The sequence below is a fragment of the uncultured Pontibacter sp. genome (assembly GCF_947499215.1).
GTDB lineage: Bacteria > Bacteroidota > Bacteroidia > Cytophagales > Hymenobacteraceae > Pontibacter.
The window spans coordinates 1,489,204-1,511,078 of record NZ_CANMNI010000001.1 but is presented as its reverse complement, the minus strand read 5'-3'; the positions used below and the strand labels follow the sequence as shown (position 1 = coordinate 1,511,078).

Here is a 21,875-nt window from a genome sequence, read left to right as displayed (position 1 = left end):
ACTCAGGTATAGGTATAAATTAAAAATAGCTGGTTCTTCGGAGCCAGCTATTTTTTTGTAACTTGATAGGGAAAACTTAATATTCAAGTATGAAATCATTTAGACACAGTTTTTGTGACCCCTTCAAGCCTGAGATTATCGAATTAGGAGATGTAGAAACGCAGGAAATAGTCAAAAGATTTGAGCAACTTCCTTGGGATGAAATTATTGCAAAAATGGCCGGCGTCGATGACTCAGAGATACACTTTTCCCCTTCATTAGAGTTTGAAGATAAGATCACTAAGCATGGGTTGTCTATTAGTGGCATTGGAGATAAAAGACTCGAAGAGTTCTATCTGTTTTATAAAAGGCCCAAAAAAGTCAAAAAGCTATTCGGGCTTATTGAAAAAGATGACCCTGAATTCATAACTGATGTTACTGGCCAGTCTAAAGAAGATGTAATTGAAGCCTTGGACGCACTCATAAACGGAAAATACGAGTTCTTAGACAACAAGATAAAATGAAAGCATATTCCCTCCTAACCCTCCTGTTGCTTATGTTCACCACAGGTACAGCCGCCGCAAACGACAAAGACAAACCTGCCTACCAGCTCTTCAACAATAAAGGCAAACAAGTGAAGTATGGCAAAATGCTGGACGAACTACAGAAGGCTGATGTGGTGCTGTTTGGTGAGCAGCACAACGACCCGATTGCACACTGGCTACAGCTGGAAGTGGCTAAAGACCTGCACAAGTCGCACCAGCAAAACTTCGCCATCGGTGCCGAAATGTTTGAGGCCGATGTACAACTGGTGCTAAATGAGTACCTCTCAGGGCAAGTGGCGGAGAACAACTTTGAGCAGGAGTCAAGGCCGTGGAATAACTACAAAACCGACTATCGACCTGTGGTGCGCTTTGCCAAGGAAGTGTCTATACCTTTCATCGCGACTAACGTGCCGCGCCGCTATGCCGCTATGGTATCGGGTGGCAGCCTGAAGGCGCTGGAGAATGTATCGGCAGATGCGAAACGCTACATAGCGCCGCTGCCCGTGCAGGTAGACATGAACCTGCCGGGGTATAAAAACATGCTGGCTATGTTCGGCAACAGCACCCACGGCAATACCAAAAGCGAGAACATCGTGCAGGCGCAAGCCCTGAAAGACGCGACCATGGCGCACTTCATTTTGCAGCAGGTGAACAGCGGCAAAAAAATGCTGCACCTCAACGGCGCTTATCACTCCGATAATTTTGAAGGTATAGGCTGGTACCTGAAACAGGGGAATCCACAACTCAAAACCATGACCATTACGACTGTACTTCAGGAAGATTTGGACAAGCTGACGGATGAGAATAAGCAAAAAGCAGATTTTATTCTGGTTGTGCCAGTGAGTATGACGAGGACTTATTAGGAGGTAAAGCTATATGGAATTCCTAATATATGATATCTTATTAGCTGGGGTGGGCTGGCTATACCTTCTTTTCAGGTATAGGAATAAAGAAGTTATTGCAAAAGTTCTGGCAGACAAATATGAAGGCAGCTATAGTAAGGCAGGTAGTTCTTTTTCGCTGGGCTTCTTTGCTATACTGTTGGGGGCCATGCTTGCCGTTTTTCTAATAGCTATGATTTTCGTCTATTTGAAAGATTTAATTCACCCATAAAAACAACAAAGCCCGACCAATTGGCCGGGCTTCGTCTTTCTACTAAAGAGAAAGAAAGGTATGCTTATGCAGAGAAAGAGCTTCCGCAACCGCACGTGCTCTTGGCTTGTGGGTTGTTGAAAACGAAACCACGGGCATTCAAACCGTCTTGGAAATCAACTTCCATACCCAGTACATACATCGCATGCTTCTTGTCCATGATCAGGTTCAGACCGTCGAGGTTGTAAACTTCATCAGTGTCCTTCACTTTATCAAAGCCCAGCAGGTACGACATACCAGAGCAGCCACCGCCCTGCACGCCAATGCGCAGGCCGTATTCAGCCGGTACGTTCTTCTCTTGCATTATATTCTTAACTTCAGCCAGTGCTTTTTCAGTAAGCGCTATCGGTGCAGTTTTTGTTTCAGTTGCCATAGTCTGTTCTAATTTGAAATGGAGTCGCAATTTACGGAATTACTCTCAATTTTGCTGCGACTCTCCTTTGTAATAGCTAAACAGCCATACCCAAAAAATGATTCATGCCAACCTAAATTAATTTTTTCCGATATTTAAGGTTCAAAACATACCCTAATGGAAGAAGGAACCAACATTATACTCGACATACTCAGAATTTCTATACCTGCCATACTGGTGGCCGCAGTGGCTTACTCGATGCTTAAAAAGTTCTTGGAGAGAGATTATAAGCTGCGCTTGCTGGAGCTTCGGCACAAAAGTTCTGAAGTGGTAACGCCTATCCGGCTGCAGGCCTACGAACGCATTGTGCTGCTGCTGGAGCGCATCACGCCAAGCAACCTCCTATTGCGTGTGAGTGGGGGAGGCCACACTGCCGCCGAATATCACCGCATCTTGCTCACTGAAATAAGAAATGAGTTCAATCACAACATGTCGCAGCAGGTATACATGACCGAGCAGTCATGGCAAAAGGTAAGGCATGCCCGCGAAGAAGTCGTGAACCTGATCAACAAATCTTTCCAAAGCCTCGATGAAAAGGCAAAAGGCACTGAACTGGCCAAGCGCATTCTGGAAAACGTGCTCAATAGTGAAATCGACCCAACCGCCAAAGCCATCAGCTATCTGAAGCAGGAGATCGGGCAGGTGTTTTAATACAAAATCCTGAACTTGATCGTAGCCGGTACCCGCTTCATGTCCTCGATCACTTTCTTATCATATAACTTATCGATATCCGTGATCACGTAACCGATCTGTTCATTGGTTTTGAGGTACTGGCCTAGTATGTTAACCTGATTTCCAGCCAGCACGCTGTTGATATTGGCGAGCACACCCGGCACGTTCTGGTGAATATGGATCAGGCGGTGTGCATTTTTGAGCTCCGGCAGCTGGATATTCGGGAAGTTCACGCTCTGATAACTGTTACCCGTGTTGATGTACTCCATAATCCGGTTCGGAACAAAGGTGCCGATGTTCTCTTGCGCCTCCATGGTACTACCGCCAATGTGCGGCGTCAGGATAACATTGGGCAGGCCGCGCAGTTCGCTCACAAACTCCTCGTTATTAGTGGCAGGTTCATAAGGATACACATCCACCGCTGCGCCACGTACTTTTCCCGATTTAATGGCTTCTACTAAGGCGGGTAAATCCACGATATGGCCACGGCTCAGGTTTAGGAAGATGGTACCGTCCTTCATGGCTGCAAACTCTTCTTTTCCAAACATCCCTTTGTTGCTGGTGCGGCCGTCCACGTGCAAAGTCACAATGTCCGATATTTCAAGTAGCTGTTTCAATGTCTCGCATTTACGGGCATTGCCGAGCTGGAGGCGTTCTATTACATCATAATAGTACACATCCATACCTAGTGCTTCAGCCAAAACAGACAGCTGTGCCCCAATGCTACCATAGCCCACTATACCCAGTTTCTTATCGCGTACCTCCACACTGCCCGTAGCTGATTTGTCCCAAATGCCTTGGTGCATTTTGGTGCTCTTATCCACCACATTGCGGCAGAGCATAATGATCTCGCCAATAGCCAGTTCTACTACACTGCGGGTATTGCTGTAAGGCGCGTTGAACACCGCTACACCCGCATCAAGACAGCTAGTGAGGTCAATTTGGTTGGTGCCAATGCAGAAAGCGCCGATACACATCAGTTTGTTGGCATGCTCAAGCACCCGCTTGGTTACCTGCGTTTTAGAACGTATACCCAGCACTGACACATTCTTGATCCGCTCACATAGTTCGTCCTCGCTCAGAGCCCCTGATACGGTTTCAATCTGGTAGCCTTCGCGCTTGAACAGCTCAACGGCCTTAGGGTGCACGTTCTCCAAAAGCAATACCCGAATGCGGTTTTTAGGGTAGGAGATGGCCATGGGCAGTTTATGCTGATACAGAAACTCGTCCAAACTCGGGGCCACATTATCCGCTTTGGCTACCACACTGTCGCGCACCACATTCTCTGTGAAAGCATAGAACTTGTTAGCCAGTCCCGCTTCCTTAATTTCATAATCGGTATAGCCATCACCTAGGACGTATACATCACCTTCCAGCGCCAGTTCTTCGAGTAGCTTTATTTTGCCTCTGTCCAGACAAAGCAAGTTCTCTTCGTCAAAGCCGATGATATTGCCTTGTTCGTCAAACTTAAAGGTATTGGCATAAATATTCTCTTCTTTAATGCCATACTCGGTCACGATGGGGGTAATGAACTCTTTAAACCCACTCGACACGATCAGGATATTGTCAGCATAGGCCTGAAAGAACTCTTTGTTGCGTTTGATGGAATCCGATACTCTGTTTTGCAAAAGCTGAATCAGCGGCTTCAGGTGACGGCGGTTCGCCTTTAGCAAGGCCAGACGCTTAGACAGACCTTCGGTAAAAGAACTTTTTCCTTCCATGGCCCCGTTGGTCAGATCCCGGATTTGCTGCAGAATCTCTGCTTTATTCTCCTCACCTTCGAGGGTGATTTCACCCAACTCGTCGAGCGCCTCTACCTGTGTGAAAGTGCTGTCGAAGTCAATGATGTAGTATTTGTCTTTTGCCATGGTGGGTAGGGTAAGTACTCAATTAAAATTTGCCCTCGCTCGCCTCTGGCGAGTGTGAGGTATCCAGTGGCGTCCCGCCACTTATGCCGAAAGGCACAAACTGAAGCGGCCAGAGTCCGCCCAATAGCTCACATTCGCGGGACGCGATGAGGGCATTATACTCTGTAAGAAGATTTCCTCTTGAGAGGGGTAGGGTTGTGCTAACATCTCTAGATCTCTCCTTACGTCGAGATGACAGTAGTAGGATGATGAAATAACACACCAAAGTAAATATATAGTAGTGGGATAATGAAATAACACACCAAAGTAAATATAAGGCATAAAAAAATCCGGCAACAGGTATAGTGGCCGGATTTTTCTATTTTTTGTTTCTGACTTACAGAGGGTTGCCTGTCTCAGCCAGTTGCGCGTCGATAATGCGCTGATAGAATTGCTCGTAGAGCGGCACAATTTTTTCGATGTCAAAATCGTGGGCGCGGGCTAGAGCATTTGCTTTGAAGGTCGGCAGGTTGGCATCGTCGAGGATGTGCAGGGCATTTTTCACCATGTCATCCACGTCGCCTACTTCGCTCACAAAGCCGGTTACGCCGTGGGTGTTCAGCTCAGGTATACCGCCGGCATTGGTCGAGATAACAGGCACCTCGCAGGCCATCGCTTCGAGTGCGGCCAAACCAAAGCTTTCCTTTTCGGATGGCATCAGGAACAGGTCGGCGATGGAAAGTACTTCCTCCACGGCTTCCAGTTTGCCTAAAAAGCGCACATCGTTGCAGATTTTCAGGTCGCGGCAAAGCTTTTCCATTTTAGGACGATCTGGTCCGTCTCCCACCAGCAAGAGCTTGGAAGGCATTCTCTCGCGTACCTTTGCGAAGATCTGGATCACATCTTCGACACGCTTCACACCCCGGAAGTTGGAGGTGTGTACCAACAGCTTCTCGTTATTGGGGCTGATCGCCGCCCTGAAGTGCTCTTTCTTCTGGCGCTTGAATTTGTTCAGGTCGATGAAGTTCGGGATTACCTCAATCTCTTTTTCGATCTGGAAGAATTCATAGGTCTCGGTACGCAAGCTCTCCGACACCGCCGTTACGCCATCTGACTGGTTGATACTGAACGTTACCACCGGCTCAAACGACGCATCTTTGCCTACCAGTGTGATATCCGTACCGTGCAGAGTTGTAATCACCGGGATGTAAATGCCCTTGGTGCGCAGGATCTGTTTAGCCATGTAGGCTGCCGACGCATGGGGGATGGCATAGTGCACATGCAGCACGTCCAACTTCTCAAAGCGGGCGATGTCTACCATCTTGCTGGCCAGTGCCAATTCGTAAGGCGGGTACTGGAAGAGTGGGTACGACGGGATGTATACCTCGTGGTAGAACAGGTTCTCGTTAAAAAAATCGAGGCGGGCAGGTTGACTGTAGGTGATAAAATGTACCTGATGGCCTTTGAGCGCCAGTTCCTTGCCGAGTTCTGTGGCGACCACGCCGCTTCCCCCGAAGGTAGGATAACAAACTATTCCGATTTTCATGATTCTATAAGGTGGTAGGAAACAACAAGTGCAGCCCTATGCGGAGCTGCACCTGTAACAATCCAATATTTGTTAAGTTTTTGGAACAATCGATTTATAGATCACATCGTGTATACGGGTACGGATGTTATATTTCACCAGTTTAGAATTGCTGGCGTCCGGGTATACCCTGTTAGACAGGAAGATGTAGATCAGTTGGTTCTCCGGGTCTACCCAAGCGCCTGTACCCGTAAAGCCTGTGTGACCAAAAGTAGCTTTTGAGGCCAAGTTAGAGGTCGGGCCGTTACCGTCCGGGTCGGGTTTGTCCCAGCCCAAACCGCGGCGGCTAGTACTGAACTGGCGCTTCGAAAATTCTGTCACCACCGGGGTAGTGTAGAACTTGTGACCGCCGTAGTTGCCGTTCTGCAGGTTCATTTGCATCAGCACGGCCAAGTCGTTGGCGTTGGAGAACAAGCCCGCATGGCCGCCCACACCGCCCATCATGGCAGCGCCTTGGTCATGCACTGTGCCCCAGATCAGATTCTTGCGGAAGTAATTGTCATCCTCGGTCGGTACAATCACGTCGCGCTGGTGCTTCAAAAGTGGGTTATAGGTCATGGTGCTCAAACCGAGCGGACCGTAGAAGTTCTGATCCATGAACTCGTTCAGTGGCTGGTTCAACATGCGCTCCGACATACGCTTGAGGATGTAGAAGCCCAAGTCGCTGTACTGGTAGTCATAGGTTTTGGCAGTCTTCGGCTTCACCAACAGCGGCGAGCGTACCGTCCAAGCCCAAAGCGAGTCTTCCATCGATTTGATAGAGTAAATACCCGGTGCCACTTCGTTCGGGAACACATCGTTTTGGGCGCTGGCGTAAAAGGTCTGGTTCAGTTGCAGCTTGTCCAGCGTTTTCTGCCAGTGCGGTATACCTGCGCGCAAACCTGACTGGTGGGCCAGCACGTCGCGAATTACTAAATTGGCTTTGTTAGTGCCTTTCAGTTCAGGCAGATAAGTCGCTACTTTTTCGTCCAAGTTGATCTTGCCTTGGTCTTTCAGGAACATCACGGCCTGCAGCGTAGCCGCCACTTTGGTGATGGACGCGATGTCGTATACTGTGGTGTTGGTTACCGGCTTTTTCTTATCGTAGGTATAGTGGCCGTATGATTTGTTGAAGATCACAGTTCCGTTCTTTACCACCAGCACCTGCGCACCCGGCGTAGCGGCATAGGCAATGGCCTCAGTCGCGATGTTATCGATCTGTGTAAGAGTCTTGGAGTCCATGCCTACGCTCTCCGGTGAGCCATACTTTAGGCGACCAAGGGTAGGGGTAGCTATACCTGTACCGGCCTTCAGTGTAGCCGAAGCGGTTACGGGCAGTTTACCTTTGGCGGCACGGGCACCGAACAGCACCTGCGGCACCAGCGACTGCGAAGTTGGATTGTCTTCGTAGCCGGCTACTAACCAATCGCTCTTGTCGAAGAACTTCAGGCTATAGGCGTTGCCAAACACGGCTACCACCACTTTCTTATTGGTGCGCTCCTGCAGGTATTGCACAAAAGCACGTGTACCCAAGCCAATCCCAAAATCCTTGAAAGGCGTGTTGTTCATACCATGTACGCTTACTACCACTACGTCGTGGTCCTGTAACTTAGGTATAAGTTTTGTAAAGGCAGAGTCCGGAGCAAACCGATCCTTGATATTAAATTTGGTTACAGGGGAGTAGTTGCCCAGTGTTTGCTGGAACATGTTATTAGAACCTGTACCAATTGTTACGGAAGCAATGCTGAGTGTATCGAGGTTACGGAAAGGAATCAAGTTGCCTTTGTTGCGAGCTACTGTAACGGCATGCTCGTAAAGTTGCTCCTGCACCACATTGCTCAACGGACGATCCACATCTTGCTGCAGGTTGGTCAGCGATATCGGCTTGTAGTTGTTCAGGCCAGCCCAGTACTTGGCGTGCAGGATCTTGCGCACACGCTGATCAATGTCTTCCTGCTTGATTTGCTTTTTGGCGATAGCCTCGTTGATCTTGCGCACAGCTGTTGGCACGTCCTCTGGGAACAACAGCACGTCGTTACCGGCCATTAGCGCTTTCAGGTCTACTTCGCCGGGCTTGTAGAAGCTACTCACGCCTTTCATGTTCAGGGCGTCGGTAAACACAAGTCCCTTGTACTTCATCTTCTCTTTCAGAATACCGGTTACGATCGGCTTGGAGAGCGTCGCTGCCTGATTTTTGGTCGAGTCGATCTTCGGCATGTGCAGGTGCGCGACCATCACGCCCATCACACCGGCCTCAAAAGACTTATGGAAAGGGTATAGCTCCACCTCTGTGAGGCGCTTCATGTCGTGGTTTACCACAGGAAGAGTTAGGTGGGAATCGGTGTCGGTGTCGCCGTGGCCGGGGAAGTGCTTGGCAACGGCAATCACGCCATGGTCCTGCAGGCCTTTAATATAGGCCACACCGCGACGGGCTACTTCTTCTTTGGTCTCACCGAAAGAGCGATTGCCGATCACTGGGTTGGCCGGGTTTACATTCACGTCCAGTACAGGCGAGAAGCTCACGTGTACACCCATACGCTTCATTTTAAGTGCGATTTCGCGGCCCATCAGGTATACGTATTTGTCGTCGGTGAGCGCGCCCAGCGTCATCTGCTTGGCGAAGTGCATGCTACTGTCGAGGCGCATGTTCAGGCCCCATTCAGCGTCCAGCGCGATCAGCATCGGTACACGGGCCTTGCTCTGGAAACGGTTAGTCAGCTGGGCCTGCCGCACTGGGCCACCCTGCATGAACATGATACCGCCAATGCCATAGCGGCTCACAAGTGTGTCGATTGACTGAAAGTGTTTTTCGTTTTTGTTGGAGTAGGCGGCCACCATAAACAGCTGGCCCAAACGCTGATTGGGAGTCATAGTAGTAAAGACACTGTCTACCCAGCTTTGCTCTTTTGAAGCCACAATGATGTTGTCTGACGGTGTCAGTGACATCAGTGGTCCCATCCCGAGAAAGATAAGTATAAGTAATCCTAAGCTAAAACTCTTCAACATATTGTACTGGTATTATTATATTGGAACAAGTCGAAATTAAGCCTATTTTTGCAGAAGGCGGTTCAAAAAACGAGAAAAATTATTTCTGATCTTTTTTGCCTCCCTTAGGCGGTATAGCGGATGGTCCTTGTAGGTGCTAACGCCTCAAAAGCCACAAGCCATACATCAGTCTCTTGTTATAATCAGATTTCAGTCGATCTTTAATTTCCGACCGCATTTTGCAACCGGTCTGTAAATTAGTAATAAAATTCGTTCTGAATAAGTTCTGTTTTGACAAAATAGTATATTCAAAAACCCGGCCGCTTTTATTTAAAACGTGGTTTTTAGGGAGAAGATACCATCAAATTGAATTTGAAATAGCGGATGTCCGATATTATACACTTATTGCCCGATTACCTTGCTAACCAGATCGCCGCAGGCGAAGTAGTGCAGCGGCCTTCGTCGGTGGTGAAGGAGTTGCTCGAGAACGCCATTGATGCCCGTGCCACGAGCGTCCAGCTGATCGTGAAGGAAGCCGGAAAACAATTGGTGCAGGTAGTTGACAACGGTATCGGCATGTCGGAAACTGATGCTCGCATGTGCTTCGAGCGACACGCCACCTCCAAGATAAAATCCACTGAAGACCTCTTCCGGATCCGGACGATGGGTTTCCGGGGAGAAGCGATGGCCTCGATCGGGGCGGTAGCACAAGTAGAGCTCAAAACCAAGCCGCACGGTGCCGAAACAGGTACCCGTTTGCTGGTGGAGGGCTCCACGGTAGTATCTCAGGAACCGGCTGCTGTGTCTGCTGGTACATCCATAGCTGTCAAAAACCTTTTCTATAATGTACCCGCCCGCCGTAACTTTCTGAAGACGAATGCGGTGGAAATGCGCCATATACTGGACGAGTTTCAGCGGGTAGCGTTGGCTTACCCGGAAGTAGCTTTTACGCTGCACCACAACGAGGTAGAGATATTCAGTTTGCCGGCCGGTAAGCTGAGCCAGCGTATTGTAGGCGTGTTTGGCAACAACTACAAAGAGCAAATGGCCGGCTGTGAAGAGGAAACGCCTTTTATGAGCGTGCGTGGCTACATTGGCAAACCCGAGTTCGCCAAGAAAACCCGTGGTGAGCAATTCTTCTTCGTAAACAACCGTTTTATCAAGAGCGGCTACCTCAACCACGCCGTGATGTCGGCCTACGAAGGACTCCTGCCAAAGGACAGCCACCCGTTCTACGTGCTCTTTATCGATATTGAGCCGGAGCGGATCGACATCAACGTGCACCCGACCAAGACCGAGATCAAGTTCGAAGACGAGAAGACGGTATACGCCATCGTGCACGCCGCCGTGAAGAAGTCGCTGGGAACGCATAACATCGCCCCTTCCCTTGATTTCCAGAGTGACGTGAATTTTGCGCCACTGCAGCCGATCCGCATGCCGCATGGGGGAGAGGGATTTGAGAAAGAAGGTACGTTCCCGGGGTTCAAAGTACCATCCTCGCCTAAAAAGGTCAGTTCCAATGGCTGGGAGCAGCTTTACGAGCCGCTTCGGAATGGTCAGGCAGTACAGCAAGAGGAGGAGCGGATTACGTCCCCATCAGGTATGGGCTTGCTCGACGATGCGTTTGCCACACCCATGACTACCTCCAGCAAAACTTTGCAGGTACATCACAAGTACTTGTTGGTGCAGGTGAAGTCCGGTGTTATGATCATCGACCAGCAGGCGGCACAGGAGCGCATTCTCTTTGAAAAATACATGGCCTCGCTGCAGAAAAAAATGGTGACTTCGCAGGCGCTTCTTTTCCCACAGACTATTGAGCTGTCGCCGGCTGATTCGGCTTTGGTGAAAGAGCTGCGGGCTGAGTTTCAGGAGTTGGGCTTTCAGTTCGAGGACTTTGGCGGCAACACCATCATCCTAAACGCTATACCTGCCGATGTGCAGGCGGCCAACGAAAAGGAGCTACTTGAAGAGTTGATTGAACAGTACAAAAACAATCTGGCCACGCTCAAGTTGGATAAGCGAGAAAACCTCGCCCGGGCCATGGCCAAGCGACTGGCCTCCAAGCTGCAGCCGCGCATGTCAGACCTCGAGATGAACTCACTCGTAGACAAGCTGTTTGGTTGCGAAGTACCCAACTATACCCCCGGCGGACAGAAGACGCTGGTCATCATGGAGCTCAATCAGCTGCATGAACTTTTCCTGAAGGGGTAGGTTTTAATTGTTAAATGGTTGATTGTTAAATTGTTGCTTTGCTTTTTCGAGTTTATTCTCAGATATAGGTATAGTCAACAGGTATAGCAAGCGACTCGAGAAAAAGAAGATAAGATGTTCAATATAACCCCCATGGTCAGGAACCTCCTGATCATTAACGTGGTCGTATTTATTTTGCAGGGTAATGTGTTTAATTACCGGCAATTTGCATTGCACCATTTCGGCTCTGACTACTTCCAGCCGATCCAGCTGTTCACCCACATGTTTTTGCATGGCGGCTGGGCACACCTGTTCAGCAACATGTTCAGCTTGTTCATCTTCGGGCCTTTGCTGGAGCGTTTCTGGGGTTCGCAGCGCTTTCTGGCCTTCTACCTCATCACAGGTTTGGGAGCCAGTATGCTCTACTCTGGTGTGCGGGCGTATGAACTGCATGGTATAGAGCAAGAAGCAGTGCAGTATATTGAAAGTCCGACTCCCACAGGTTTTTACAACTTTATGGAGTCACACTATGCAGGCGGGTATGAGAAGCGCTTTGCCATAGAATACCAGCGCAACCCGGATAATGAAGGATACATCACCGAGAGTAAGAAAGCTGTTACGGCCGTCTTCAATCAGGCTTTTAACATGCCGATGTTGGGCGCTTCGGGAGCGGTGTTCGGTATCTTGATGGCTTTTGGTATGCTCTTTCCAAATCTCGAGCTCTTCCTGTTATTCCTGCCCGTCCCGATAAAGGCCAAATATTTTGTGCTCCTGTACGGGGGCTATGAGCTCTATGCGGGCTTTAACAGGGTGCCGGGCGACAACGTGGCGCACTTTGCGCACCTCGGCGGTATGCTGTTTGCGTATATTCTTATAAAAATGTGGCAACGCAACGATTATCAGGATACGTAATAGTAAAAACAACAAGTATAAGATAGCAAGGCGCAAAAGCCTTTCCGCTCTTTTCAGCTAACAGGTATAATGAGCATTCTCCAAGACATAAAAGACTCTTTCCGGCAGCCGAACAACACCCTGAAGCAGCTCATCCTCATCAACGTAATAGTTTTTGTGGCGCTGATCACGCTCCGTACGGTGTTGTTTCTGACTAGTAGCGACTGGGCCTACAGTGGGCTTATGCGTTTTATCGCGCTCCCCTCTGACCCACTCGTTTTCATCACCCGTCCATGGACGATCATTTCGTATTTTTTCACCCACGAAGGTTTTCTGCATATTATCTTCAACATGCTTAACCTCTACTGGTTCGGGCAACTGATCAGGGAGTATCTCGGTGAAAAGAAATTACTGAGCCTCTACATACTGGGAGGTATAGCCGGTGGCTTGCTCTATATGTTGAGCTACAACCTGATTCCCTACTTTGCCGACCGTGCAGCCTATGCTGTGATGATCGGTGCCTCAGCCAGTGTGTTGGCAGTGGTGGTAGCGGCTGCGACATTGATTCCGAACTATACCTTCAACCTGATCATCATCGGTCCGGTGCGGATTAAGTATATCGCTGCTTTTCTGGTAATTCTTTCTATCTCTGGTGCCATCGGCGACAATGCGGGTGGTAACATCGCCCACTTAGGTGGCGCCTTCTTCGGCTGGCTATTCGTGAAGCAGCTGCAGCGCGGCCGCGACATGGGACGCCCTTTGCACGGCACCATGGATTTCTTTACCGGTTTGTTTAAGCGCCGCCCGAAGCTGAAAGTAACGCACCGGCAGAAAGCCACTGTAGGGAATGGAGCCCGTAACAATTCGGGTTACCACACCGGGTATGCCGGCAAGCCCAGCCAGATGGAGATCGACCTGATTTTGGATAAAATCTCTGTTTCCGGCTACGAGAGCCTTTCGAAAGAAGAGAAACAGAAGCTGTTTCAGGCGAGTCAGAAGGATTAGGTTAGCTTTTTGCTTGCCGCTGGGCTCTCTTTATGGCGCGAGCGTCCTCGCTCGTGACTGCTATGGTGGGGCCTCTAGCCTCAAGTCTAGTTATGACCTTTTCTATTAGCAAATTGACTTGTTTTATAGCTGCGCCTGTGCGGCGGGCACCTACTTTTTGTCTTGACACAAAAAGTAGGCAAAAAAGTCAAGACAATACAAACTCGCTGAACGCTCAAACAGTGTATTGTCATTTTGTGCACCTCGCTGATGTGATCTGTTCCATTGCTGCTGTGCAAGTATGCCTTGCAATGCGTACCAGCGGTCATTTGCTAGAACACCTATGCTTATAAGCTGGTAATAGCAGAAATTCCCCTCTCGGGAGGGGCGGGGGTGGGTATAATCAGTGGAAAGACTAAAGTACTAATACGACGAAGCTATACCTTACGAATGGCAACTACAGATTCCACGCCTTAGACATGGAGGGGCTAGGGATGGTTGGGCCCTGCACTAGTGAAAATCCTGTAAGTCTTTAAATCCTGAAAATCCTGATTCAAACAAAAAGCGCCGCTCCTTTGCAGAAGCGGCGCTTTTTGTATCAATATTAACGTATAGCGATTAAGCTTTGGCGGCGTTGATGTTATCCAGCGCGTCCATAACTTCTTTCACGTGACCGCGTGACGTTTCCAGCAATTGCTTCTCGTCTTCGTTCAGTTGCAGTTCGATGATCTTCTCGATACCGTTTTTGCCTAGGATAACTGGTACACCAAGGTACACGCCATCGATGCCGTACTCACCTTCCAGCTTCACGCAAACAGGGAATACGCGGCGCTGGTCGCGCACGATCGCCTCCACCATCTGAGCAGCTGCAGAACCCGGTGCGTACCAAGCAGAAGTACCCATCAGTTTCACCAGTTCGCCACCACCGTTCTTAGTGCGGTCAACAATAGCGTTCAGTGTTTCTTCGTCGATCAATTCCGTTACCGGGATACCGCCAACCGTTGTATAGCGTGGAAGCGGAACCATGGTATCGCCGTGGCCACCCATCAATACAGCTTGGATGTCTTTTGGAGATACGTTCAGGGCCTCAGCCAAAAACGCTCTGTAACGGGCAGTGTCTAGGATACCAGCCATACCCATTACGCGAGTGCGTGGCAGTTTAGAAGTGATGTGCGCTGCATAGGTCATCACGTCAAGCGGGTTAGAAACCACGATAATGATGGCGTCAGGCGAGTGCTTCACGATGTTCTCAGTTACCGACTGCACGATACCGGCGTTGGTAGAGATAAGGTCATCGCGCGTCATACCCGGCTTGCGTGGCAGACCAGATGTGATTACTACCACGTCAGAACCAGCAGTTTTGCTGTAATCGTTGGTTACGCCAACAGTGCGTGTGTCGTATAGGTTGATGGGGGCTTTCTGCCAGATATCAAGCGCTTTGCCCTCAGCAAAACCTTCTTTAATATCCACTAAAACTACTTCGTTCGCGATTTCGCGGTAAGCCAATACATCGGCGCATGTCGCACCCACGTTACCAGCTCCAACTACGGTTACTTTCATTGTAGGATATACTTTAATTATGGTTTGAGATTCGGTTTACTTCCGTAAAATTAGAAAAATCTATTGTTAAAAGCGTGCTTTTTGAGCAAAAGACTCTTATAAGAAAGTCACAGCACTTTTAGCTCTGACAAGGAGCATGTTGCAGCGAAATCCTCTGACAGCAGAATCAAGAGGCAGCCGACTTTGGCAGCAATGTAACCTCTAGCACCTGTTCTGTTTTCTCCGTCACTTTAAAGCGGTTGTCCAGTCGCTGGCCGGCAATCCAGACAATAGACTGGTCTGATACCAATACCAGTGTTTTGGCCTTAAGGTTGGCTGGGACCTTCTTGTCAATCAAAAAATCGCTAATCTTCTTTTTGCCGTTCATGCCCAGCGGCACAAACCAGTCACCTTCCTGCCACGGGCGCAGTCGGAGCGGAAACTTGAGCAAACCGGCATCCAGAGCGGCCACATGGGGCTTAGTGTTGAGCTTGTATTCACTGGTCAGTACGTAACGTAGCGTCATGTGCACATGCTCCTCGTCTACTTCGGTCTGGCCCTCCGTTATTGTTACGCTTCCGAAGCGGCTTAAATTACGTGGTGTGATCACGAGCTGGTCGCGGTCCTTTACTAAGGTATGGCTCGGCGAGTCGAATTGTTTGCCCGAAAGTCCGTCCAGTGCCTCGACTAGTTCCAGCACCACAGTATAGGTAAAGTTGAAGGGGCGAAGCAGTTCGTGCAGCACTACCGGCAGACCCGTCGCGTTCTGCAACGGCACCAATGACAGGTATACGGCGTCTTCAGCCTCTTTTATACTTTGCTGGCGCAGGTTGTCGATATAGGCATGCACAATGGCCTCGGCCTGACTCACTCGCTCGGCCGTGTGCTGCATGGTCTCCTCCAGATTCGGATTGATTTCCTTGAGTACCGGAATTACCTCGTGCCTGATTTTGTTGCGCTGGTACTTGGTTGTCTCATTGGAGGTGTCTTCTCGCCAGATCAGTCGCTTCTCAGTCACGAAGTCAAAGATGTCGTCTTTGGTGACTGGGAGCATCGGGCGGATGATGTGCCCATTTTTAGCAGGTATACCATGGAGGCCGGCTATACCTGTGCCTTTGGTCAGGTGAAGCAATATGGTCTCTGTCAGGTCGTTGCTATGGTGTGCCGTGGCGGTGTAGTCGTAACCTTCCTGCTGGCGTACCTGTTCAAACCACGTATACCTGAGCGTGCGGGCAGCCATCTGGATCGAGAGTTTCTCTTGCGCGGCGAAGGCCCGGGTATCGAAGTTTTCGGTATAGAAGGGCACCTCATACTTTTTGGCCAGCTTTTTGGCGAAGAGTTGGTCGGCCTCGGCGTCTTCGGCACGCAGCCCGAAGTTGCAATGCGCAATGGCAAACGTATACTTGAGCTGGTGCAATACTTCGCATAGCACGATAGAGTCGATGCCGCTGCTAACGGCCGCCAGTATTTTACTGTCGGGTTCGCAAAGGTTATGTGATTGGATGAAACCGGAAACTTTCTGTAGCATAAGACAGCGGCTGGTATATTTTTTATAATTTTGACATTGAAAAGGACACAAACCATCAGGCAGTAAATACAGGACTAGCTTTAAGAATTTAGGAGCTTTATTTAGAGCCTCCCCTTTAAAAAAAGTATTACATCCTGTGTCTTGCGTCCTGCATCCATAAAAAGCATGAACATCACAAAATTAGTTTATTCTATCCTCTTTATGCTATTGTCGCTGACAGTTTTGGCGCAGGAGAAGCCACCGGCTACTTTGCGCACGGCTCCGCAGCAGCAGCCACCTCCGCCGAAGCCACGCATTCTACAGCCTCAGCAGCAACAGCCACGCCTAAACCAGCAGGAGCCGGCACGCTCTCCCCAAACGCCAGCCCAGCAAGGCCCTCGTCAGCAAGGGCAGAAGGATAGGGTGGAGTTGAAGGGTGCCGATGATTTGATTGGTACCACGATCAATGGAAAGCGTGTTACCAAACTGATTGGTAATGTTATATTTCAGCAGAAGGAGACATTTCTTTACGCCGACTCAGTATATCAGTTCCGGGACAGCGAGATATTGGAGGCATTCGGCAATGTGCGCATCAATCAAGGAGATACTGTTACCATGACTGGCACAAAAGCTATCTATGATGGTGCCGGACGCACCGCCAAAATGAGCGGGGGCGTTACCATGCAGGATCCGCGTATGACGCTGACCACCCCGACGCTTGACTATAATATGGAGAACCGCACGGCAGTCTATACCGAAGGAGGAACCATTGTGCAGCCTAATAACCGCCTGCAGAGCCAGCGGGGTACTTATGATACAAATTCCAAAGTCTTCACTTTCCAGCAAAATGTAAAAGTGTTCTCGCCTGATTACGAAATCACGGCGCAGAACATGCGTTATAATACCGAGAGCGAGGTAGTGTACTTTCAAGGGCCGACTTTCATCAAAGGCCAGAACGGCGACCTTTATGCAGAGCAGGGTACTTATAATACCATCACCAAGATTTCACGCTTCGGCCGCAATGCCTATATCGTGACGCCGGAGTACCGCTTGGGAGGTGACGACCTGTACTATGACGAAGGCAGGGGTTATGGTGAGGCCAAACTCAATATGACCATGCGCTCCCTAAAAGATGACGTGATCATTAGAGGGCAACTGGGCCGTTACTGGCGCGATCAGGGGGTTGCCAAAGTATCAGGCAGTCCGGTGATGGAGTCGATCATGGATGGCGATACGCTGTATATGGCCGCCGATTCGCTAATTTCCCGAGAAGCAAAAGTGGATGGACAGCCGAGCATGGTCTATGCCTTTAACAATGTGAAAATATTCAAATCGGATCTGCAAGGCACTTGCGACTCGCTGAGCTATAACCGCACCGACTCGCTGATGTACATGCACAAAGACCCGACCCTGTGGAGTGAGCAGAGCCAGATTGTGGGGGACACGATCCGTATGCACCTGCGCAACAAGACGCTCGACAAGATGTACGTTTTCAGCAACTCTTTTATCACTTCCGAAGACTCGCTCAAAAACTACAACCAAGTGAAAGGGCGTAACATGGTGGCTCATTTTCAGGAGGGACGCATGCGCCGGGTCAATGTGAACGGCAATGGTGAGAGTATTTATTTTGCTTTAGAGGGAGACACAGTGCTGACAGGTATGAACAAGGCCATTTGTAGTGATATGGTGTTGAACTTTGCGGAAAATAAATTGAAGTCTATTTCGTTTCTGGTAAGTCCGGAGGCGAGTTTTATACCGCCGCACGAGTTACAGGCCGGCGACAGGAGGTTGGAGGGTTTTGTTTGGCTTGAAGATTTGAGGCCTAGCAAGCAGGACGTTATGGCCAAACGGGCACCGGTGGCGGCCCCTGCACAGGCGGTAACACCGGCGAAGGGCAAGGCGGCTAAAAAGAAACCTGTGCCAACCAAAACTAAAAAAAGCACGGTAAAGCCCACACAGCTAACGCCAGCGCGCAATTAAACACCGCATTTTCACGCTTGTATATCACAGGTATATTGTATAATTTTGCCCGTTCATGAACAGAGGAATCTTCCATACCGTCGTAATGTTGTGCCTGTTGGTTTTTGCGACCAGCTGCAGCAATTTTCAGAAGCTTTTAAAAAGCAACGACGTTGACAAAAAATACAAAGCCGCGCTCGAGTACTACGAGAAAGAGGACTACTACCGCGCCAACCAATTGCTGGAGCAGGTAATGCCCTTGATGACAGGTAGGGAGGAGGCGGAAACTGCTCGTTTCTACTACGCTAACACACACTACCAGCAGCGGGAGTACATGCTGAGCGCTTTCCAGTTCCGCACATTCTACGAAACCTACCCACGGAGCGAAATGGCTGAGGAGGCCATGTTCTTGCAGGCGAAGTCGCTCTACAACGATTCCCCTGATTTTGAGCAGGACCAGACTAGCACGATTACGGCCATGGAGTCCATACAGGAATTCTTGGTGCGCTATCCAAACAGCGAAAATGCAGCTGAGGCCAACAAGATGTTTGATGACCTGAGCGCCAAGCTGGACCAGAAATCATTTGAGAGCGCCTACTTGTACTATAAGTTGCGCTATTTTAAATCAGCTGTAGTGGCTTTCACCAACTTCATGCGTGAAAATCCGTCTTCACCGTTTAGTGAGCGAGCCGCTTACCTGCGTGTAGACTCCCAGTACCGTTTCGCGTTGGAGAGTGTGCCGGATAAGCAGCAGGAGCGTTTCATGGAGGCGGTAGATTTCTATCAAGGCTTCATAGACCAGTATCCGGACAGCCGCTATCTGCGTAGTGCAGAGCAAGTGTACTCTAACACACAGTCCGAACTCGAGAAAATAAAGAAAATCAACCCAAGCAATTCATAAAGTAATTATATATGGCATCAGTTCCATCATCAATCGTTACCCGTAACATGGCCGACTTTGCGAAGCAAACCGAAAATGTTTACAAGTCTGTTTCGGTTATCTCCAAAAGAGCCAACCAGATCTCAGTAAAGCTGAAAGAGGAGTTGAACTCTAAGCTAGCTGAGTTTGCCACCACAGTGGACAATCTGGAGGAGGTGTTCGAGAACCGTGAGCAGATCGAAATCTCTAAGTACTACGAGCGTTTGCCAAAGCCTACCAGCCTTGCTATCGAGGAGTTTCTGGAAGGTAAAGTATACGTGCGCACACCAGACGAAGAAGGCGAAGACCTGTCGCTGTAAGGCGCATGCTCCGAAACCGGAAAATAGTATTGGGAGTTTGCGGAAGTATAGCTGCGTATAAAGCAGCCATGCTGGTCCGTTTACTCGTGAAAGCAGAAGCAGAAGTGCAGGTGATCCTGACCACTTCTGCTTCTGCCTTTATAACCCCGCTCACATTGGCCACCCTCTCCAAGCGGCCGGTGCTCACCGAGTTTGTGCTCAACGAGCAGGGCGTCTGGAACAACCACGTGGAACTGGGCCTTTGGGCCGATGCCATAGTGGTAGCACCAGCAAGCGCCAATACCGTCGCCAAGTTTGCCAACGGCTTTTGCGACAACCTTTTGTCAGCTACCTACCTGTCAGCGCGCTGCCCGGTGTTTGTGGCCCCGGCTATGGACTTGGATATGTACCAGCACCCGGCGGTGCAGGCGAACTTTACCAAACTGCGCGGCTATGGCAACTTCATCATCGAAGCGGGCTATGGCGAATTGGCCAGCGGGCTAATAGGGCAGGGGCGTATGGCAGAGCCGGAGGAAATTATTCGCGTACTAGAAAATCACTTCACAGGCATTGGAAAAAGCGTTTAACGGCAAAACCGTCGTCCTGACAGCAGGCCCTACCTATGAGCCTATCGATCCGGTGCGTTTTATCGGGAACCACTCGACCGGGAAAATGGGCTTTGCCCTTGCCGAGTGTTTCGCCCAGCGTGGCGCCAAGGTACAGCTCGTAGCTGGCCCTACCAATATGAAAGCGCAGCACGAAGGTATAACGGTTACACCGGTTACGACAGCCGACGAAATGTATGCCGCTGTAAAAGAACTGACTCCATCTGCTGACATTTGGGTGTTTGCCGCCGCTGTGGCCGATTACAAGCCCAAGGTGGTCGCTGATAAGAAAATAAAAAAAGCCGAGGCCGAACTGACGATTGAGCTCGTTAAAAACGTTGATATAGCAGCGGCGCTCGGTAAAGAAAAACGTGCAGACCAGTTTGCGGTAGGCTTTGCGCTGGAGACAGACAACGAAGACAGCAACGCCCGCGGGAAACTGAAAAAGAAGAACCTGAACATGATCGTGCTCAACTCGCTCAACGATCCGGGCGCTGGTTTTAAGCACGATACAAATAAAATCACTATTATTGAGGAAGATACCACCACCGCTTTTGAGCTCAAGCAAAAAAGTGAAGTGGCGCAAGATATCGTGAATTTGATCTGGGAAAGACTCTATGCTTAAGAGACTGTTGGTTTTGCTGTTTGTGATGAGCGTTGCCCTTGGAGCCCGTGCCCAAGAGCTACAGTGCGACGTCGTGGTAAACAGCGAGCAGGTAGCCATTACCAACCGGGAGGTGATCACCGAAATGCAGAGCCGCATTTTCGAGTTTATGAATAACCGTCGCTGGACCAACCAGTCATACCGCGTGGATGAGCGCATCAAGTGCCGCATTCTGATCAACCTGACCGAAATGCCTGAGGTAGGGACCTTCCGTGCCAACGTGCAGATCGTGTCGGTGAGGCCAGCCTATGGAACCGGCTACGAGTCCACACTTTTCTCTTTCATCGATAAGGATTGGCTTTTCCAGTTTACCGAAGCCCAGCCACTCGACTTTGCGGCCAATAACTTTACGTCCAACCTTTCGGCCATGCTGGCTTACTACGCCTACATGATCATCGGGATGGACAACGACAGCTTTGGCAAGCTAGGTGGTTCCCCGGCATTTGACCAAGCTCGTGGTGTGTTGAACTTGGCAGCTTCCCAAACATCTATCTTCCCGGGCTGGCGTCCGTTTGAGGGCAACCGAAACCGCTACTGGATGATCGACAACCTGCAGGATCCCGTGTTTGTGCCCTTCCGTGAAGGCATCTATGCCATGCACCGCCAAGGTATAGACCTGATGGCGCAGGATCCGGAGAAAGCCCGTAAGGCCACGTTAGACGTCTTGAGAAACATTCAAAAGATCTCACAGCAGAAGCCCGGAGCGGCCATTATCCGTTCTTTTTTCGAGGCCAAGTCAGATGAGCTGATCAATATTTTCAAGACAGCCGCCCCGGCTGACAAGCAGGCCGCTTATACCTTGCTCACGCAGGTGGACCCAACCAATAACACCAAATACGAAGTTTTACTTCAGCGTTAAGCCTTTTCCATATCTCACAGAAAGCCCGTATCTTCACGGTGCGAAGGGCTATACCTACGCGCTATACTTATGGGCAAACGCCAGATCAGGATTTACAGAAAAGATATACCCCAGCACCTGCCGGAGCTGAAAATGCAGGATTCAGTGCAGGTGATTCTACGCAATCGAGTAGTTGTGCAAGGGAAACTGATAACAGCCACAGAAGAGGAATTTGAAATCTTGGACGGCCGCCGGCACGAGCACGCTATACCTGTGCAGGACGTGGAAGAAGTGATTTACGATATAGAAGCTCCTTACTAAAAT

Annotated in this window: 20 protein-coding genes; 14 read left to right on the top strand and 6 right to left on the bottom strand. The window is 49.7% G+C overall.

The window, feature by feature from the left end:
* Positions 1 to 89 precede the first annotated feature (89 nt).
* Genes Q1A04_RS06630 through Q1A04_RS06620 form a run of 3 tightly spaced genes read left to right on the top strand, consistent with a single transcriptional unit; the run spans position 90 to position 1,637 of the window.
* Positions 90 to 503, top strand: coding sequence for a hypothetical protein (locus Q1A04_RS06630; protein WP_299702889.1), 414 nt, complete (start codon positions 90 to 92; stop codon positions 501 to 503).
* Positions 500 to 1,387, top strand: a complete 888-nt coding sequence (locus Q1A04_RS06625) for a ChaN family lipoprotein (RefSeq protein ID WP_299702887.1) — start codon at positions 500 to 502, stop codon at positions 1,385 to 1,387. The genes Q1A04_RS06630 and Q1A04_RS06625 overlap by 4 nt, the downstream gene beginning before the upstream one ends.
* A 13-nt stretch (positions 1,388 to 1,400) precedes the next feature.
* On the top strand, positions 1,401 to 1,637 hold the full coding sequence (locus Q1A04_RS06620) for a hypothetical protein (protein WP_299702885.1): 237 nt from the start codon (positions 1,401 to 1,403) through the stop codon (positions 1,635 to 1,637).
* Between the two features lie 64 nt (positions 1,638 to 1,701).
* Here the strand turns inward: Q1A04_RS06620 and Q1A04_RS06615 are convergent, their stop codons facing one another.
* The gene (locus tag Q1A04_RS06615) at positions 1,702 to 2,049 is read right to left on the bottom strand and encodes an iron-sulfur cluster assembly accessory protein (protein ID WP_299702883.1); all 348 of its coding nucleotides are present in this window, start codon (positions 2,047 to 2,049) and stop codon (positions 1,702 to 1,704) included.
* A 156-nt stretch (positions 2,050 to 2,205) separates the two neighbouring features.
* On the opposite strand from Q1A04_RS06615, the gene Q1A04_RS06610 reads away from it, so the two are divergent.
* Positions 2,206 to 2,739, top strand: a complete 534-nt coding sequence (locus tag Q1A04_RS06610) for a hypothetical protein (RefSeq protein ID WP_299702881.1) — start codon at positions 2,206 to 2,208, stop codon at positions 2,737 to 2,739.
* On the opposite strand, the gene serA is transcribed toward Q1A04_RS06610, so the two are convergent.
* The 3 genes from serA to Q1A04_RS06595 all read right to left on the bottom strand — a co-directional run bounded on the left by serA (position 2,736) and on the right by Q1A04_RS06595 (position 9,129).
* Positions 2,736 to 4,628, bottom strand: a complete 1,893-nt coding sequence (gene serA / locus Q1A04_RS06605) for a phosphoglycerate dehydrogenase (protein ID WP_299702879.1) — start codon at positions 4,626 to 4,628, stop codon at positions 2,736 to 2,738. The two genes, Q1A04_RS06610 and serA, sit on opposite strands and share 4 nt — an antisense overlap.
* 376 nt (positions 4,629 to 5,004) lie before the next feature.
* Positions 5,005 to 6,153 carry an N-acetyl-alpha-D-glucosaminyl L-malate synthase BshA gene (gene bshA / locus Q1A04_RS06600; RefSeq protein ID WP_299702877.1) on the bottom strand — a complete coding sequence of 383 codons (1,149 nt, stop codon included), beginning with the start codon at positions 6,151 to 6,153 and terminating at the stop codon, positions 5,005 to 5,007.
* 72 nt (positions 6,154 to 6,225) lie between these two features.
* Positions 6,226 to 9,129 (bottom strand): glycoside hydrolase family 3 N-terminal domain-containing protein, encoded by a 2,904-nt coding sequence (locus Q1A04_RS06595; RefSeq protein ID WP_299702875.1) that lies wholly within the window; start codon positions 9,127 to 9,129, stop codon positions 6,226 to 6,228.
* Between the two features lie 411 nt (positions 9,130 to 9,540).
* On the opposite strand from Q1A04_RS06595, the gene mutL reads away from it, so the two are divergent.
* The 3 genes from mutL (at position 9,541) to Q1A04_RS06580 (ending at position 13,242) form a co-directional block, all read left to right on the top strand.
* The gene (gene mutL, locus Q1A04_RS06590) at positions 9,541 to 11,367 is read left to right on the top strand and encodes a DNA mismatch repair endonuclease MutL (RefSeq protein WP_299702873.1); all 1,827 of its coding nucleotides are present in this window, start codon (positions 9,541 to 9,543) and stop codon (positions 11,365 to 11,367) included.
* A 114-nt stretch (positions 11,368 to 11,481) separates the two neighbouring features.
* Positions 11,482 to 12,258 (top strand): rhomboid family intramembrane serine protease, encoded by a 777-nt coding sequence (locus tag Q1A04_RS06585; RefSeq protein ID WP_299702871.1) that lies wholly within the window; start codon positions 11,482 to 11,484, stop codon positions 12,256 to 12,258.
* Positions 12,259 to 12,327: 69 nt separating this feature from the next.
* Complete coding sequence (locus Q1A04_RS06580; RefSeq protein ID WP_299702868.1) at positions 12,328 to 13,242, top strand: rhomboid family intramembrane serine protease; 915 nt, start codon at positions 12,328 to 12,330, stop codon at positions 13,240 to 13,242.
* A 597-nt stretch (positions 13,243 to 13,839) separates the two neighbouring features.
* On the opposite strand, the gene mdh is transcribed toward Q1A04_RS06580, so the two are convergent.
* Positions 13,840 to 14,781, bottom strand: coding sequence for a malate dehydrogenase (mdh, locus tag Q1A04_RS06575; protein WP_007653210.1), 942 nt, complete (start codon positions 14,779 to 14,781; stop codon positions 13,840 to 13,842).
* A gap of 166 nt (positions 14,782 to 14,947) precedes the next feature.
* The gene (tilS, locus tag Q1A04_RS06570) at positions 14,948 to 16,288 is read right to left on the bottom strand and encodes a tRNA lysidine(34) synthetase TilS (protein ID WP_299702863.1); all 1,341 of its coding nucleotides are present in this window, start codon (positions 16,286 to 16,288) and stop codon (positions 14,948 to 14,950) included.
* A 165-nt stretch (positions 16,289 to 16,453) separates the two neighbouring features.
* Here tilS and Q1A04_RS06565 point away from each other — a divergent pair, with 165 nt between their 5' ends.
* The 7 genes from Q1A04_RS06565 to Q1A04_RS06540 all read left to right on the top strand — a co-directional run bounded on the left by Q1A04_RS06565 (position 16,454) and on the right by Q1A04_RS06540 (position 21,872).
* A complete protein-coding gene (locus Q1A04_RS06565; protein WP_299702860.1) occupies positions 16,454 to 18,247 on the top strand; it encodes an OstA-like protein in 1,794 nt (597 codons plus the stop codon).
* A 55-nt stretch (positions 18,248 to 18,302) separates the two neighbouring features.
* Positions 18,303 to 19,127, top strand: a complete 825-nt coding sequence (bamD, locus tag Q1A04_RS06560; RefSeq protein ID WP_299702857.1) for an outer membrane protein assembly factor BamD — start codon at positions 18,303 to 18,305, stop codon at positions 19,125 to 19,127.
* A gap of 11 nt (positions 19,128 to 19,138) precedes the next feature.
* Positions 19,139 to 19,465 (top strand): DNA-directed RNA polymerase subunit omega, encoded by a 327-nt coding sequence (locus Q1A04_RS06555; protein WP_299702854.1) that lies wholly within the window; start codon positions 19,139 to 19,141, stop codon positions 19,463 to 19,465.
* 68 nt (positions 19,466 to 19,533) lie between these two features.
* The gene (locus Q1A04_RS19035; protein ID WP_366943808.1) at positions 19,534 to 20,031 is read left to right on the top strand and encodes a flavoprotein; all 498 of its coding nucleotides are present in this window, start codon (positions 19,534 to 19,536) and stop codon (positions 20,029 to 20,031) included.
* The gene (gene coaBC / locus Q1A04_RS19030; RefSeq protein WP_366943807.1) at positions 20,015 to 20,674 is read left to right on the top strand and encodes a bifunctional phosphopantothenoylcysteine decarboxylase/phosphopantothenate--cysteine ligase CoaBC; all 660 of its coding nucleotides are present in this window, start codon (positions 20,015 to 20,017) and stop codon (positions 20,672 to 20,674) included. Before Q1A04_RS19035 ends, coaBC begins: the two co-directional genes overlap by 17 nt.
* On the top strand, positions 20,667 to 21,572 hold the full coding sequence (locus tag Q1A04_RS06545) for a DUF4835 family protein (protein WP_299702851.1): 906 nt from the start codon (positions 20,667 to 20,669) through the stop codon (positions 21,570 to 21,572). The genes coaBC and Q1A04_RS06545 overlap by 8 nt, the downstream gene beginning before the upstream one ends.
* Before the next feature lie 69 nt (positions 21,573 to 21,641).
* Positions 21,642 to 21,872: a hypothetical protein gene (locus tag Q1A04_RS06540; RefSeq protein ID WP_299702848.1), complete on the top strand. Its 231-nt coding sequence runs from the start codon at positions 21,642 to 21,644 to the stop codon at positions 21,870 to 21,872.
* Positions 21,873 to 21,875 lie beyond the last annotated feature (3 nt).